The organism is Streptomyces sp. NPDC000404, assembly GCF_040300365.1.
Taxonomy (GTDB): domain Bacteria; phylum Actinomycetota; class Actinomycetes; order Streptomycetales; family Streptomycetaceae; genus Streptomyces; species Streptomyces ramulosus.
In genome coordinates, this window is sequence record NZ_JBEPDN010000013.1 from 258,124 (window position 1) to 271,311 (window position 13,188).

Annotated in this window: 10 protein-coding genes; 9 read left to right on the forward strand and 1 reads right to left on the reverse strand. The window is 72.7% G+C overall.

The window, feature by feature from the left end:
- Positions 1–145: 145 nt before the first annotated feature.
- On the forward strand, positions 146–1,345 hold the full coding sequence (locus ABT345_RS25430; protein WP_345092117.1) for a S8 family serine peptidase: 1,200 nt from the start codon (positions 146–148) through the stop codon (positions 1,343–1,345).
- A gap of 294 nt (positions 1,346–1,639) precedes the next feature.
- Here ABT345_RS25430 and eccCa read toward each other — a convergent pair whose 3' ends face one another.
- The gene (eccCa, locus tag ABT345_RS25435; RefSeq protein WP_345092119.1) at positions 1,640–5,536 is read right to left on the reverse strand and encodes a type VII secretion protein EccCa; all 3,897 of its coding nucleotides are present in this window, start codon (positions 5,534–5,536) and stop codon (positions 1,640–1,642) included.
- 242 nt (positions 5,537–5,778) lie between these two features.
- On the opposite strand from eccCa, the gene ABT345_RS25440 reads away from it, so the two are divergent.
- The 8 genes from ABT345_RS25440 to ABT345_RS25475 all read left to right on the forward strand — a co-directional run bounded on the left by ABT345_RS25440 (position 5,779) and on the right by ABT345_RS25475 (position 13,152).
- Positions 5,779–6,078, forward strand: coding sequence for a hypothetical protein (locus ABT345_RS25440; RefSeq protein WP_351323394.1), 300 nt, complete (start codon positions 5,779–5,781; stop codon positions 6,076–6,078).
- A gap of 1 nt (position 6,079) precedes the next feature.
- A complete protein-coding gene (gene eccD, locus ABT345_RS25445; protein WP_345092122.1) occupies positions 6,080–7,474 on the forward strand; it encodes a type VII secretion integral membrane protein EccD in 1,395 nt (464 codons plus the stop codon).
- A 154-nt stretch (positions 7,475–7,628) separates the two neighbouring features.
- The gene (gene eccB, locus ABT345_RS25450; RefSeq protein WP_345092125.1) at positions 7,629–9,146 is read left to right on the forward strand and encodes a type VII secretion protein EccB; all 1,518 of its coding nucleotides are present in this window, start codon (positions 7,629–7,631) and stop codon (positions 9,144–9,146) included.
- A 105-nt stretch (positions 9,147–9,251) separates the two neighbouring features.
- Positions 9,252–9,575, forward strand: coding sequence for a WXG100 family type VII secretion target (locus ABT345_RS25455; protein WP_345092128.1), 324 nt, complete (start codon positions 9,252–9,254; stop codon positions 9,573–9,575).
- 93 nt (positions 9,576–9,668) lie between these two features.
- On the forward strand, positions 9,669–9,980 hold the full coding sequence (locus ABT345_RS25460; protein ID WP_345092130.1) for a WXG100 family type VII secretion target: 312 nt from the start codon (positions 9,669–9,671) through the stop codon (positions 9,978–9,980).
- A gap of 156 nt (positions 9,981–10,136) precedes the next feature.
- The gene (locus tag ABT345_RS25465; RefSeq protein WP_345092133.1) at positions 10,137–10,652 is read left to right on the forward strand and encodes a hypothetical protein; all 516 of its coding nucleotides are present in this window, start codon (positions 10,137–10,139) and stop codon (positions 10,650–10,652) included.
- A gap of 81 nt (positions 10,653–10,733) precedes the next feature.
- A complete protein-coding gene (locus ABT345_RS25470) occupies positions 10,734–12,896 on the forward strand; it encodes a hypothetical protein (protein ID WP_345092136.1) in 2,163 nt (720 codons plus the stop codon).
- Entirely contained in the window at positions 12,802–13,152 is a 351-nt protein-coding gene (locus tag ABT345_RS25475; protein WP_502965934.1) for a YbaB/EbfC family nucleoid-associated protein, read from the forward strand. The genes ABT345_RS25470 and ABT345_RS25475 overlap by 95 nt, the downstream gene beginning before the upstream one ends.
- Positions 13,153–13,188 lie beyond the last annotated feature (36 nt).

Sequence of the window (13,188 nt, forward strand, 5' to 3'; positions counted from 1 at the left end):
GCGGGTCCGGCTTGCGCCGCGGGGGACAAACCGACCGGCCTCGCCTGCCCGTTCGTCCGTCGGCCGGTTCTGCGTATGATCCCGGTCAAGCACAGACCGGCCCCTTCGGGTGGCCGCTGTCCGACCTGCTCCAGGAGGCACCTTCGTGTCCGACCGACGGCGGAAATTCTCCCTGCGGGCCATCACGGCGGGCTGTGTCCTGCTCGCCGCGGCGGTGCCCGTTCCGGCCGTGGCCGCGCCGCTCGCCGACTCCGCCGTACTGCCGCAGATCTCCACCGCGCTCGACGGTACGAAGTGCGTCAAGCACAGCTCCGGTACGGCGCGGGCGACGCCGTGGCCGCAGAAGATGCTCGGCATCGAGAAGGCGCATCCGCTCAGTGAGGGCCGCGGGGTGACGGTCGGGGTGATCGACGGCGGGCTCGACGCCTCCGTCCCGGCGCTGTCCGGGCGGGCGTCGGGCACCGGCAAGGACTGCTCCGGGCACGGCACCTTCCTCGCCGGGGTGGTCGCGGCCGCGCGCACCCCGGACATCGGCTTCGAGGGCGTCGCCCCGCAGGCGCGGGTCGTCGGGGCGGCCGTCGGGGCGGAGGGGTACGGCGGCGCCGCCGACCCGGACGCGGTGGCCGCGGGCATCCGCACGACCATCGGCCGCGGCGCGCGGGTGGTGCTGGTCGGGGTGGGTGCGGCGCGCTCCAGCAAGGCGCTGAAGTCGGCGCTCGCATATGCGCAGAAGAAGGATGTCGTGGTCGTGGCGGGCGCCGGGACGGAGAACCGCAGCCGCGGGGTCTCGTATCCGGCGGCCTATCCGCGGGTGGTCAGCGTCGCCGCCGTCACCGTGGCGGGCGCCCCGCTCGGCGGCACCGCCGAGCAGGCGGCGTCCACCGGCGGGGCGACGGTCCGGGTCGATCTGACGGCCCCCGGCGACCGGGTGCTGAGCGTGGGCCCCGGCGGCGGGCACTTCACCGGGGGCGGGGACCCGGTGGCGGCGGCGTTCGTCGCCGGTACCGCCGCGCTGGTCCGCGCCCGCGATCCGCAGCTGTCGGCCGACGCGGTACGGGAGCGGCTGCGGGCCACGGCGGTGCGCGGCGCCGGAGCGGTGCCGGACGCGGTGACCGGGTACGGCATGGTCGACCCGGAGGGCGCGGTGGCGGCGCTGCGGCCGGGCGAGGGCACTCCCGCGCCCGGCACGGTCGCCGCCGCCTACCAGGCGGATCAGCCGCCGCCGCAGGTCGCGTCCGGGCCGGTGTGGGCGATGGCGGGCGGGGTCGCCGCGGTGGCGGCGGTCGCGGCGCTGCTGGCGGTGGTCGTCCCGCGCGGCCGGGCCCGCGGGTGGCGCGCGCCGTAGCAGCCGCATCCCGTACGGACGAAGGCGCGCCGGGCCCGTCCGCCCGGTGCGCCGCCGCGTTCCGGCTCAGCCGGGCTCCGGCAGCCGGGTGAGGTCGAGCGGGGGCAGTGCGGCCGGTTCGGTGCGCCGGAACGGGCCCGCCCGGGCGGCGGATGCGGCGCGCGGGCGCACCTGCGCGCAGGGGCCCTGCACAAACGGCGGCGCCGGCCACACCGCTGGTGTGACCGGCACTTCCGCCAGGAGGTGTCTTGTCGCTCCACGGCCCCGCGGAAATCGGCAAGCCCTCCGGGGGCCTCAGCGCTCCTTCTCCTCCAGCAGGGCCGTCTGGACCTGGACGTTGCGGCGGCGGGCGATCCACTGGGCGCGTCCCGGCGGGTACGTACGGGGCCGGACGTCGCCGAAGAGGACGCCTTCGCCGGGCGGGCAGGAGAGCAGCAGCCGGTTGGTGTTGGCCTCGATCAGACGCCGCATCAGCGGGTCGTTCATGGCGCGGCTGACGCCGCCCGCGGAGCGGGCGAGGATCAGGTGGAAACCGATCTCCGAGCCCTGGTTGAGGATGTCGATCAGCGGCTCGAAGGGGGTCTGCGCGCCGATGCCGGAGCCGCCGACGAGGTCGTAGTCGTCCGCGATGAGGAAGATCTGCGGGCCCTTCCACCAGTCGCGCTTGCGCAGCCGGTCCGGGGTGATGTCCGGGCCGGGGATGCGGGGCCGCATCGAGGCGGCGCAGTTGCGGACCATCTCGCGGGCGGCGTCGAGGGAGACCGCGTAGTCGAGGCGGTACTCCTCGGGCACCGCGTCGTACAGCTCGCGCCGCAGGTCGACGAAGGCGAACTTGGCCTCGCTCGCGGTGTGGGTGCGGACGATGGAGTCGGCGACGAACCGCAGCAGGTTGGTCTTGCCGCTCTCGGTGTCGCCGATGACGACGAGGTGCGGGTTGGCGTCGAAGTCCTGGCGGAAGGCGGCGAGTTCGGTCTCCTCCAGGCCCAGCGGGATGTCCCGGCCGGCCGGTGCGGGCAGTTCGGTGGCGTGGACGGTGTGCGGCAGCATCCGCACGGCGGGCGCGCCGGGGCGGTCGCCCCAGGCGGCGCGCACGGCGGCGACCGTCTCCTGGGTGCCCTCGGTGAGGGTGGCGGCGTTGCCGTCGCCGTCGGTGCGGGGCAGCGCGGTCAGGAAGTGGAAGGTCTCCTCGGTCAGACCGCGGCCGGGGATGCGGGGGACCTCCTTGGCCTTGCGCATGTTGATGACGGAGTCCACCGGGTCGCCGAGCCGCAGCTCGAAGCGGCTGCCGATCTGGTCGCGCAGGGCGGGCTGGATGTCGGCCCAGCGGGGCGAGGAGATCAACAGGTGGATGCCGTAGTTGAGGCCGCGGGCGCCGAGTTGGGCGATGTCCTGGCTGAGGTCGAAGAAGTCGTTGCGCAGCGTGGACCAGCCGTCGACGACGAGGAAGACGTCGCCCCAGGGGTCCTCGGGGAACTCCCCGGCGGCGCGGCGCCTGCGGTAGTCGGCGATGCCGTCGATGTTGGACTCGGCGAACTGCTCCTCGCGCCGGGTCAGCAGAGTCTCCAGCTCGCCGACGGTGCGGTGGACGCGCTCGGTGTGGACGCGGCTGCTGATGGTGCCCATGTGCGGCAGGCCGGCCAGGGCGGTGAAGTTGCCGCCGCCGAAGTCGAGGCAGTGGAACTGCACCTCGCGCGGGGTGTGGCTGAGGGCGAGGGCGGTGATGACGGTGCGCAGCAGGGTGCTCTTGCCGGTCTGCGGGCCGCCGGCCACGCCGAGGTGGCCGCCGGTGGCGGAGAGGTCGGCGACGAGCGGGTCGCGGCGCTGGTCGAAGGGGCGGTCGATGACGCCGACGGGCACCCGCAGCGGTCCGGCCTGGCGGCGCTCGGGGTCGTAGAGGCGGGCCAGGTCGTCGGGCTGGGCGGGGAGCATCTCGTCGAGGGTCGGCGGGACGTCCAGCGGGGGCAGCCAGATGCGGTGGGCGGGCGGACCGCCGGCGTCCAGCAGGCGCCGGTTGGCGGTCTCCAGCAGGGTGAGCTGCTCGTGCTCCTCGGCCGGCTCGGGCTCGGCGGGGACGACGGGGCGGGTGGGGGCCACGTAGCCGGAGCGGTAGGGGACGGCCGAGCCGCCGCCCTGGGCGCTCGGGGCGGTGCGGCGCCGGGCCTCGTACGGGCCCGAGACGTAGGCGGCCTTGAACCGGGTGAGGGTGGCGGTGTCGCTCTTGAGGTAGCCGTTGCCGGGGGCGGGCGGCAGCTGGTGGGCGTCGGGGACGCCGAGGACGCCGCGGCTCTCCATGGCGGAGAAGGTGCGCAGGCCGATGCGGTACGACAGGTGCGATTCGAGCTGGTGGACGCGGCCCTCGTCGAGGCGCTGGGAGGCGAGCAGCAGATGCACGCCGAGGCTGCGGCCGAGCCGTCCGATCATGACGAAGAGGTCCATGAAGGAGGGGTGGGCGGCGAGCAGTTCGCTGAACTCGTCGACGATGATGACGAGCGAGGGCATGGGCGCCAGCGGGGTCCCGGCGAGGCGGGCCTTCTCGTACTCCAGGTTGTTGGTGTAGTTGCCGGCCGCGCGCAGCAGTTCCTGACGGCGGATCAGTTCGCCGTGGACGGCGTCGTGCATCCGTGTCACCAGCGCGGCCTCGTCGGCGAGGTTGGTGATGACGGCGGAGGTGTGCGGCAGGTTCTCCAGGCCGAGGAAGGTGGCGCCGCCCTTGAAGTCCACGAGGACGAGATTGAGGATCTCGGAGGAGTGGGTGAGGGCGAGCGAGGTGACGAGGGTGCGCAGCAGCTCGCTCTTGCCGGAGCCGGTGGCGCCGATGAGCATGCCGTGCGGGCCCATGCCGTTGTGCGCGGACTCCTTGAGGTCGAGTTCGACGGGCGAGCCGTCGGCGGCGACGCCGACCGGGACGCGCAGCCGGTCGCGCTCGCCCGGGCCGCGGAACTCGTGGAACCGCTCCAGCTCGTGGGTGTGCAGATCGGCGATGCCCAGCAGGGTGGTGAGCTGGAAGTCGGATTCCAGCGGCTCGGCGACCTCGGTGGTCACGCTCATGCGGTACGGCGCGATCATGCGGGCCAGGGCGCGGGCGCGGACCGGGCCGAGGGCGTCGGGGCGGCCGAGCCGGGAGACGGTCTCGCGTCCGTTGCGGTCGCGGCCGACGGCGCTCAGCCGGCCGGGCTCGACCTCCAGACCGAGGGTGTGCGGGCCGCCCCAGGCGAGGGTGCCGGAGAGGTCGAGGACGACGCAGTTGCGGTAGCCGCCGCCGGACAGCCGGTCGTCGCCGGGGAGGTCGGCGCCGTCGAGGACGACGACGGTGAACGGCTCCTCCTTGCCAGGGGTGGCCTGGGGGTCGAAACGTGGCCGATCGGAGAGCAGACCTCCGAGGAGTTCGGCGAATTCGGTGGTGTCCTCGGTGACCAGACGACGCTGTCCGGCGCCGTCGTGCTCGGTCGGGTGCAGTGCGTGGGGTAGCCATTTCAGCCACTCCCAGTGCTCCAGCGCATCCTTGGACGTGCAGGCCGCGAGGCGCAGTTCCTCGGGTGCGTGGAAGACGGCGAGCTGCCCGATCAGGGCGCGGATCATGGCCCGCGCGCTCTCGTCGTCGCCGCGGAACTGGACGCGGGCATAGCCGCGGAGGTAAAGGGCGATCGGCTGGTCGGCGACGGAGGTGTAGGCGCGGATGAAGCGGCGCAGCGCGTGCGCGGCGAGCGGTTCCAGGTCCTCGACGGGCTTGGTCTCCATGGGGGCGACGCGCATGCCGAGCCGCTGGTCGCCGACGGCGAGCCGGACCTCCGCGAAGTCCTCGTGGGAGGTGCGCCGTTCCCACAGACGACTCGTTCGCACCAGTGAACGCAGCGCCTCGGGATCGGGGTTGCGCCAGGCGTGGGCGTCGCGTTGGCCGACGACGGCCTCACGCACCCGGCGCCGGTTCTGCGACAGGTAACGCAGATAGTCGCGGCGGTCGCCGCTGAGCCGCTGCTTGCGTTCCCCGGCGCTGCGCACGAGTTGGCCGATCAGCATGGCCAACGTACTGACCAGCATCATTCCGCCGACCATATAGGTGAAGACGCCGCTGCCGCCGCCGGGCCGCAGGAAGATCAGCACCATGCCGGTGGAGGCGATGGCCATCGGCAGATAGGTGAAGAGCGCGGAGAGGTTGCTGGTCCGCTCGGGGAGGACGGGCGGCTCCTGCAATTCCAGTTCGCCACCGGGAACTTCAGGACCCGGCCGGCGTGGTGGACGGCGGAAGAGGATGAGGCTCACACGGGTCCTCTCGGTACGTGCGGGGCCGGCCGCCGCCGGGCCCGGCCGACCGTCCGGAGGGGGTGTCCGGGCAGGGTCGGCTCCGTCAACAGCGGGCGGCCGGCGGCGCGTCGGGCTGGTGGGCCCAGATGATGCCATGGCCGTTTGCGGGCCCCGTCGCCCCGCACCGCCCCGTGACGATGAAGATCACACAAGTTTTCATCAGACCGGCCAATGTTAAAGCGACTTGTGTTAACTTCCTCTCCACCAGGACGCCCTCCACGCAAGCAGAGCGAGTTGCTTTCGCGCCGGGAGCACGACGTTCCGCGGCCTGTGCAGAGGCCCCATCCATCGAAAAAATCGAGAAACAGGCGTCAGCACAGTCATCGGATGTCTATCCGTTTTATACCGGCCAGGCCTACAACAGGGGCATTTGCCCCGGCAGGACGTTCTGGTGGAAGACCCTCGACGTTGGGGCGGAAGGCGAGAACTGACGTGAGCAGCACCATCGTTGCCGATATATGCAAGATCGTCGTCAAGGCGCCCGAGCGCTCCTTCGAGATCGGTCTGCCGGCCGACATGCCCCTGGTCGAGGTGATGCCCTCGCTGCTGGAGCACGGCTCCGTCCCCGGCGGCGATCTCGACGAAACGGGCGTGGAGCACGGCGGCTGGGTCCTCCAGCGGCTCGGCCGGCCCGCCCTCGACGAGGAGTCGACCCCCGCAGATCTCGGCCTGCGGGACGGCGAGACCCTCCATCTGCGGCCGCGCCGCGAACAGTTGCCCCCCGTGCACTTCGACGACCTCGTCGACGGCGTCGCCACCGGGATGCGCGAGCGCGCCGACCAGTGGGGTCCGGAGGGCACCCGGCGCCTCGCCCTCGGCTTCGGCTCCGCCGTGCTGCTGGCCGGTCTGGTCCCGCTGGCCACCAGCGGCCTGCCGCTGCTGCACTCCGCGGCCACCGCCGCCGTCGGCGTCCTGCTGCTCCTCGGCGCGATCGCCGCCGCCCGGGCCGTGGGCGACGCCGTCGCCGGCACCACCCTCGGGCTGCTGGCCGTCCCCTATCTCTTCGTCGCGGGCTGGTTCGTGCCCGCCGGGCCCGCGGGCGACCCGCTGCTCGGGGCGCGGCTGCTGGCCGGTGCCGCGGCGGGCTCCGGCGCCGCGATCCTGGCGCTGGCCGCGGCGGCGTCCGCGGCACCGCTGTTCACCGCCGTCCTGCTGGGCTTCCTCCTCACCGCCGTCGGCGGGGTGCTCGGGCTGACCGCCGGGCTGGCGCCGTCGGAGGCGGCCGGTCCGGTCGCCGCGGTCACCGTCATCCTCGGCACCTTCGTCCCCCTGCTGTCGTTCCGGCTGGCCGGACTGCGGCTGCCGCCGCTGCCCACCAACGCCCAGGAACTCCAGGAGGGCATCGACCCGGTGCCGTCCACCGATGTGCTGGAGCGCACCCGCGTCGCCGACCGCTACATGACCGCCCTCTACGTCGCCTGCGGCCTGATGTGCGCGGTGTGCCTGGTGGCGCTGTCCACCGGGAGCGGCTGGGAGCCGCTGGTGCTCGGCGCGGTGCTCAGCGTGCTGCTGGTGCTGCACGCCCGCGCGATGGCCGGCACCCGCCAGCGGCTGTCGGTGGTACTACCCGGCTGTCTCGGTCTGCTGCTGCCCGCCCTCGGCTTCGCCTGGCACGGCTCCCCCGGCACCCGCGCCCTCGTCCTGCTGGTGCTGCTGATCGTCGGCGCCGGACTGACCATCGCCTCCTGGGCGCTGCCCGGCCGCCGGCTGGTGCCGTACTGGGGGCGCGCCGCCGACCTGCTCCACTCGGCCTGCGCCGTCGCCCTGCTCCCGCTCGTCCTGATCGATCTGGGTGCGCTCGGCGCGCTGCGCGCCTGGCTGAGCTGACGTCCCGCGGCGCGCGGCGGACGACCGGCCCCGCGCGCCCCTTCGTCTTCCCGGCCGGTCCGCGACCGGTGCGGACCCGCCGTCCGGTCCGGCAGGCACGACCCCGACAACACAGCCCGGCAGCAGCGGGCGCAGCACGGTGGCAGGAGAGCAGATGCAGTCACGGCGGGACCAGGTCCAGGCGTACTCCTTCGTGGTGGGACGCCTGACCTCCAGCATGCTCTCCGCCGATCCGGACGCCATCGACACCCATATGGGGCGCACCCGGCGCGGGACCGTCATCGGACTGGTCATCGGGGTGCTGCTCTGCGTCGGGTTCGCGGTGTCCGGGCTGCTGTTCCCGGGGCGGTCCACGTCCTGGCAGCAGGCGGGCGCGATCATCGTGGAGAAGGAGACCGGCGCCCGGTACCTCTACGGCGGCGGGGAGCTGCGCCCGGTCCTCAACTACACCTCGGCGAAGCTCGCCGTCGGCGAGAAGGGCCTGGTGCAGGAGGTCTCGCGGGAGTCGCTCGCGGGCGTGCCGCGCGGCACCGCGATCGGCATCCCGGACGCGCCGGACTCGCTGCCGTCGGGCGACGACCTCTCCCGGGGTGCCTGGCAGGTGTGCGCGACCAGCCGCACCGGCGACGACGGGCGCGAGCTGGCGACCACCTCGGTGGGGATCGGCGTGAGCGCGCAGAGCCCGCCGCTGCCGGACTCCGAGGCGGTGCTCGTCCAGGACGCCAAGAAGAACGTCCACCTGCTGTGGCACGGTCAGCGGCTGCGGCTGGACGACCGCAGCGGCGCCGTGCAGGCGCTCGGCTACGGCACCGTCGAGCCGGTCGCGGTGGACGACTCGTTCCTCGCCGCGGTCCCCGCCGGTCCCGATCTGGCGGCGCCGGACGTGCCCGGGCGCGGCTCGGCGGGCCCGGAGATCGGCGGGTCGAAGCGGGTCGTCGGCCAGTTCTTCGTGGTGCACACGCCCAGCTCCGCCGACCAGTACTACCTGCTGACCAAGGACGGTCTGGTGCCGTTCACCCTCACCGGCTCGCAGCTGCTGACCGGTGACGCCGCCACCCGCAAGAAGGCCTACGACGGTGCCGCGCCCGCCGCGGTCGCCCTCACCCCGGACCAGGTCCGCCCGGCGCTGGCCAAGGCGCCGGCGGAGTTCCTGGCCGGGCTGCCCGCCACGCCGCCCCGTGCGCTCTCCCCCGGCGGCGCCGTCCCCTGTCTGACGGTCACCCCGCACGGCGACGCGCCGCTCCAGCGGATCACCCTGACCGACCGGCGGCTGGCCGGCGGCCGGGAGATCGTGCCGCGGCAGAGCACCGCGCCGGGCTGCCCGCAGCCGGGGCTGGTGACCGCGCGGCCGGGCACCGCGGTGCTGGCCCGCCCGTTGCCGGGCCGCGGCGGCGAGGGCAGCGGCCGCGGCGCCGGCGCGCCGTACCTCGTCACCGGGGACGGCACCAAGTACCCGCTGGCCGACGACTCGGTGCTGAAGAAGCTGTCGTTCACCGAGCCGGAGGCCGTGCGGCTGCCGACCGCGCTGCTGCGGCTGCTGCCGACGGGCCCCGTGCTCGATCCGGTGGCGGCGGCGCAGCCCGCGCTGACGGCTCCGCAGGCGCCGGAGGACCCCGAGTGCCGCGCCTCCGCGGGTGCCACCGCAGACTCCGGGAAGGGGGCGGCCGGATGACGCACCGTCCCGCGGCCGCGCCGGACCGGACGCCGTTCACCGCACGTTCCCGCCGGGACACGGACACCGGGTCCGCGTCCGGCGCCGATCTCTGAGGAGTTCCGCATGGTTGCCGGAAACCAGTTCACCAGTACCGAGCACGCGCTCCAGGTCGCGGCGCAGGCCATCGAAAACACGCACCAGAGCTGCCAGAACATCCAGACCAACGTCGAGAACAGCAAGGTCGCGCTGTCCGGCTCCTGGACGGGTAACGCCTCGGGCGGCTTCGGCGACGCCCTGGCGACCTGGCAGACCCAGCTCAAGTCGCTCATGGACTCCCTCCAGGCGATGGGCGACCAGCTGAGCGGCACGCGCACCAACTTCACCAACAACGAGTCGGACAACCTCGACGTGTCCAAGAAGTGGGTGACGGCGACCGCCCCCCACTGAGCGCTGCGCGCGGACCGGTCCCGGTCCACGACCGGGCTGCCTGCGGGCGGCCGCCTCTCCCCTGCCACCCCATCGATGTGTGAGGACGACCAGATGCCCAGCCTCTCCGATTTCAGCACCAACCATGCCGCCATGGACCAGGGCCACCAGGAACTGGCCAACTACACCCAGCAGATCGAGAACTACCTGGATGAGCTGAACGCCCAGGTCAACACCGTCCGCGGCGAGATGTCCGGTCAGGCCGTCGAGGCGTACGACGCCGCGCACCGCAGCTGGATCCGCAAGGTCGACGAGATGCGCGCGACGCTGGGCATCGGCGGCAAGACGCTGGGCCAGGTCCGGATGAACTACCAGACCGTCGACGGCAACGAGCACAACAAGTGGAACTCCCTGACCACCAGCTGACGGCCCGTACGGGCGGCGTGCGGAGCGCTCTTCGCACGCCGCCCGTGCCCGTGGCCCCGTACGCGGCGGGCCCCGTTCCCCGTACCACTTCGTACTTCCGCGCCGATCACCGTGGCCGCGCCGTGTGCGCGCGCCCTCACCCAGCAGGAGCGAGACATGGCGGACGACAAAGGAACCCTGACGTTCACGAAGGCGACCCTGGAGGGTTTCCGGGCGAACGAGCTGACCCGGCTGCGCGACGAGGCGGACCGGGCCCGCCTCGCCCTCCAGGCGTTCCAGGGCCCCAACAAGCTGCTGCCGGGCGGGCCGAACTACCAGCCCGCCGTCGACCTGCAAAACCGCTTCAAGGAGGCGGCGACCGCGCTGCTCAACGAGCTGACCACGGCGTACAACCTCTCGGACAAGATGATGATGCAGCTGCTGGAGACCAGCACCGCCATGAGCAACATCGAGGACGAGAACACCCAGCTGACGGCCCAGCAGCTGCAGAGCATCATCGGCGGCGCACTGGCGGCGGGCGGCAAGGGCGCCGGCACCACGAGCGCCACGGAGCCGTCGGGCTCCGCCACCGAGAACCCGAACGGCGGCCAGAACACCAGCGGTGGCCAGAACACGAACTCCAACTCCAACACGAACAACAGCACCGGGAACAACACCGGCACCACCGCCTGATCCGCGGGGCGCCCGGCCCCCGAAGGGCCCGGGCCGTCCCCCTCCCCGTCCCCGACCGCATCTCACGCAGGAGCAGCCCCCATGGCCGACCCCACGACCTGGCCCGAACTGCTGAACTCCTTCTTCTCGAAGGGGTTGCCGGGTGGTACGGCCATCGACCCGATCCCGCCTCTGGAGGCGGTGACGGAGCCGCGCTGGACGAAGGCGTACTGGAATTTCGCGCTCGGGCAGGACCCGTTCAAGGCGCAGTGGTACACGCGCTACGACGACGGCCGCGGGCTGTCGCGCACCGCGGGCATCACGATGAAGGGCGAGGAGGAGCAGGGTCCGGACAGCAAGGACTCGGCGTGGCCCAAGCTGAACATGGGGTCCTTCCACGTCATCCAGGCGCTGGCGGGCTCGGGGACCGACGTCACCTCGCTGCCGAGCTTCACCAACGCCGAGCAGCAGCTCAAGGCCGCCATCCAGTACTTCAACAACTTCCACATCGGCCTCGACCAGTGGCGGGCCAAGATGGACGACCCGGAGAGCGGCTGGAAGGGCTCCGCCTCCTCGGCCTTCGCGGACGTCCTGCTGCGTCTCTCCCGCGCCTTCGAGGAGATCAACACGCTGACCGGTGGCCCGGAGGGCAACGGAGGCTATCTCGGCGCCGTCGCCCAGGCGCGCGACGGGCTGCGTGCCGCGGTCGACCAGATGCAGCAGATCTACAGCACCTGGGGCTCCCAGCCCACGTGGTCGCCGGCCGGGGCGCTCCAGCAGGTGCTGTCCGGGCTGAACGTCGACCACAAGGACAACCCGGGCGGCGGTCTGGGCACCACCAAGCTCACCCACAGCGAGTACGGCGAGCTGGGCTACGTCGATCAGCAGGGGACCTGGGACCTGATCGAGCAGCATGCGAAGGACCTGTGGCTGAAGACCGCTCAGCAGTATCTGAACGGCATGGTCAACGACGTCCACGTCAAGCTGTCGCAGGCGTACAACAACGCGGCGCTGACGCTGAAGCCCGTCCCGCCGAGCATCGAGAACGCCATCAACGGCGGCGGCTACGGCTCCCAGACGCCGCCGGGCGGCACCGGTGACGGCAAGGGCGACGGGACCGGTACCGGTGACGGCACGGGCACCGGGGGTGACAAGGACCTCGGGAAGGGCGACGGCAGCGACCTGCCGCCCGGTCAGAGCGACGCCGACGGACTCGGCAACGGCAGCGACCTCCCCCCGGGCCAGAGCGACGCCGACGGACTCGGCGGCGACAGCGGACTCGGCAACGGGGACGACCTGTCCCCCGGGCAGACGGACGCCAACGGCCTCGGCAACGGCAGCGACCTCTCCCCGGGCCAGACCGACACCAACGGACTCGGCGGCACGGACGGACTCGGCAACGGCACGGATCTGTCCCCCGGCCAAACCGATGCCAACGGCCTCGGCAACGGCAGCGACCTCTCCCCGGGCCAGACCGACACCAACGGGCTCGGCGGTAAGAACGGGCTCGGCAACGGCAGCGATCTCTCGCCCGGCCAGACCGACACGGACAAGCCGAACCACTACGTGCCGCCGTACCTGCGCAACCCGGCCGGTATGACGCACCCGGGCCAGACCGACGTCAACCGGAAGAATCCGTACACCGGTTACGACAAGGGCAACCACAACGGCGGCAAGAACTCCACGTACAAGCCGCCGCGCCCGGGGCAGACCGACCTGAAGCGGTGGATGCCCAACGACGTCAAGAACTACACCCCGCCACGGCTCTCCTCCGGCACCTCCCACACGGGCCCCGGCAGCGTCGGCACCGGGTCCGGTACCGGCGGGCTGCAGACCACCTCGAACGGCTCCGCCGGCACCAACGGCGCACCCGGCGTGCGCGGCCCGATCTCCACCTCGTCGTCCGGCGGCAAGAACGGTTCGGGTGTTCCACTGTTCCCGCCGATGGCCAACGGCATGGGCGGCGGCAAGGGCCAGGAGAATCAGGAGCGGGAGCGCACCACCTGGCTGGCCGAGGACGCCTCCGTGTGGGGAACCGACCCGGAGCTGGCGCCCACCGTGCTCGGCCGTCCGGGCACCCAACTCTTCGCCGACACCGCATATCAGGGAGAGACCGATGAATGGCAACCCGCTGCTGGGCCGTATGGAGGACGCCCTGGAACGTCTGGAGGTGGCCCGCGTCCAGGCCAAGGCGGCGCGGGAGAGTCTCGAAACGGTCAGCGTGACGGCTACGGCCAAGGATCATCTGCTCAGCGTCACGGCTGACGCCCGGGGCCGGGTGACCGGCGTCAAGGTGCACAGCACCCGCTACCGCTCGATGGCCGCGGCGGAGCTGGCGAAGGTGCTGCTGGAGACGGTGCAGCAGGCGCAGGAGGACGCCGCCGAGGCGAAGCGGCGGACCATGGCGGCGCATCTGCCCGAGACGCTCGACATGAAGGCGCTGTCCGAGGGCCGTTCCACCCTGGACGACCTCCTGACCGCCTTCACCCGGGGCACCCTCCCCGGCCAGCAGCACGGTTAGCGGGGAACGGAACGGAAAGTTGCCGTGCCGCACGGG

Excerpts from the sequence above, each read along its gene's own strand:
- eccB (WP_345092125.1), top strand. The coding sequence starts at position 7,629 with ATGCAGTCACGGCGGGACCAGGTCCAGGCGTACTCCTTCGTGGTGGGA.
- ABT345_RS25455 (WP_345092128.1), top strand. The coding sequence starts at position 9,252 with ATGGTTGCCGGAAACCAGTTCACCAGTACCGAGCACGCGCTCCAGGTC.
- ABT345_RS25460 (WP_345092130.1), top strand. The coding sequence starts at position 9,669 with ATGCCCAGCCTCTCCGATTTCAGCACCAACCATGCCGCCATGGACCAG.
- ABT345_RS25465 (WP_345092133.1), top strand. The coding sequence starts at position 10,137 with ATGGCGGACGACAAAGGAACCCTGACGTTCACGAAGGCGACCCTGGAG.
- ABT345_RS25470 (WP_345092136.1), top strand. The coding sequence starts at position 10,734 with ATGGCCGACCCCACGACCTGGCCCGAACTGCTGAACTCCTTCTTCTCG.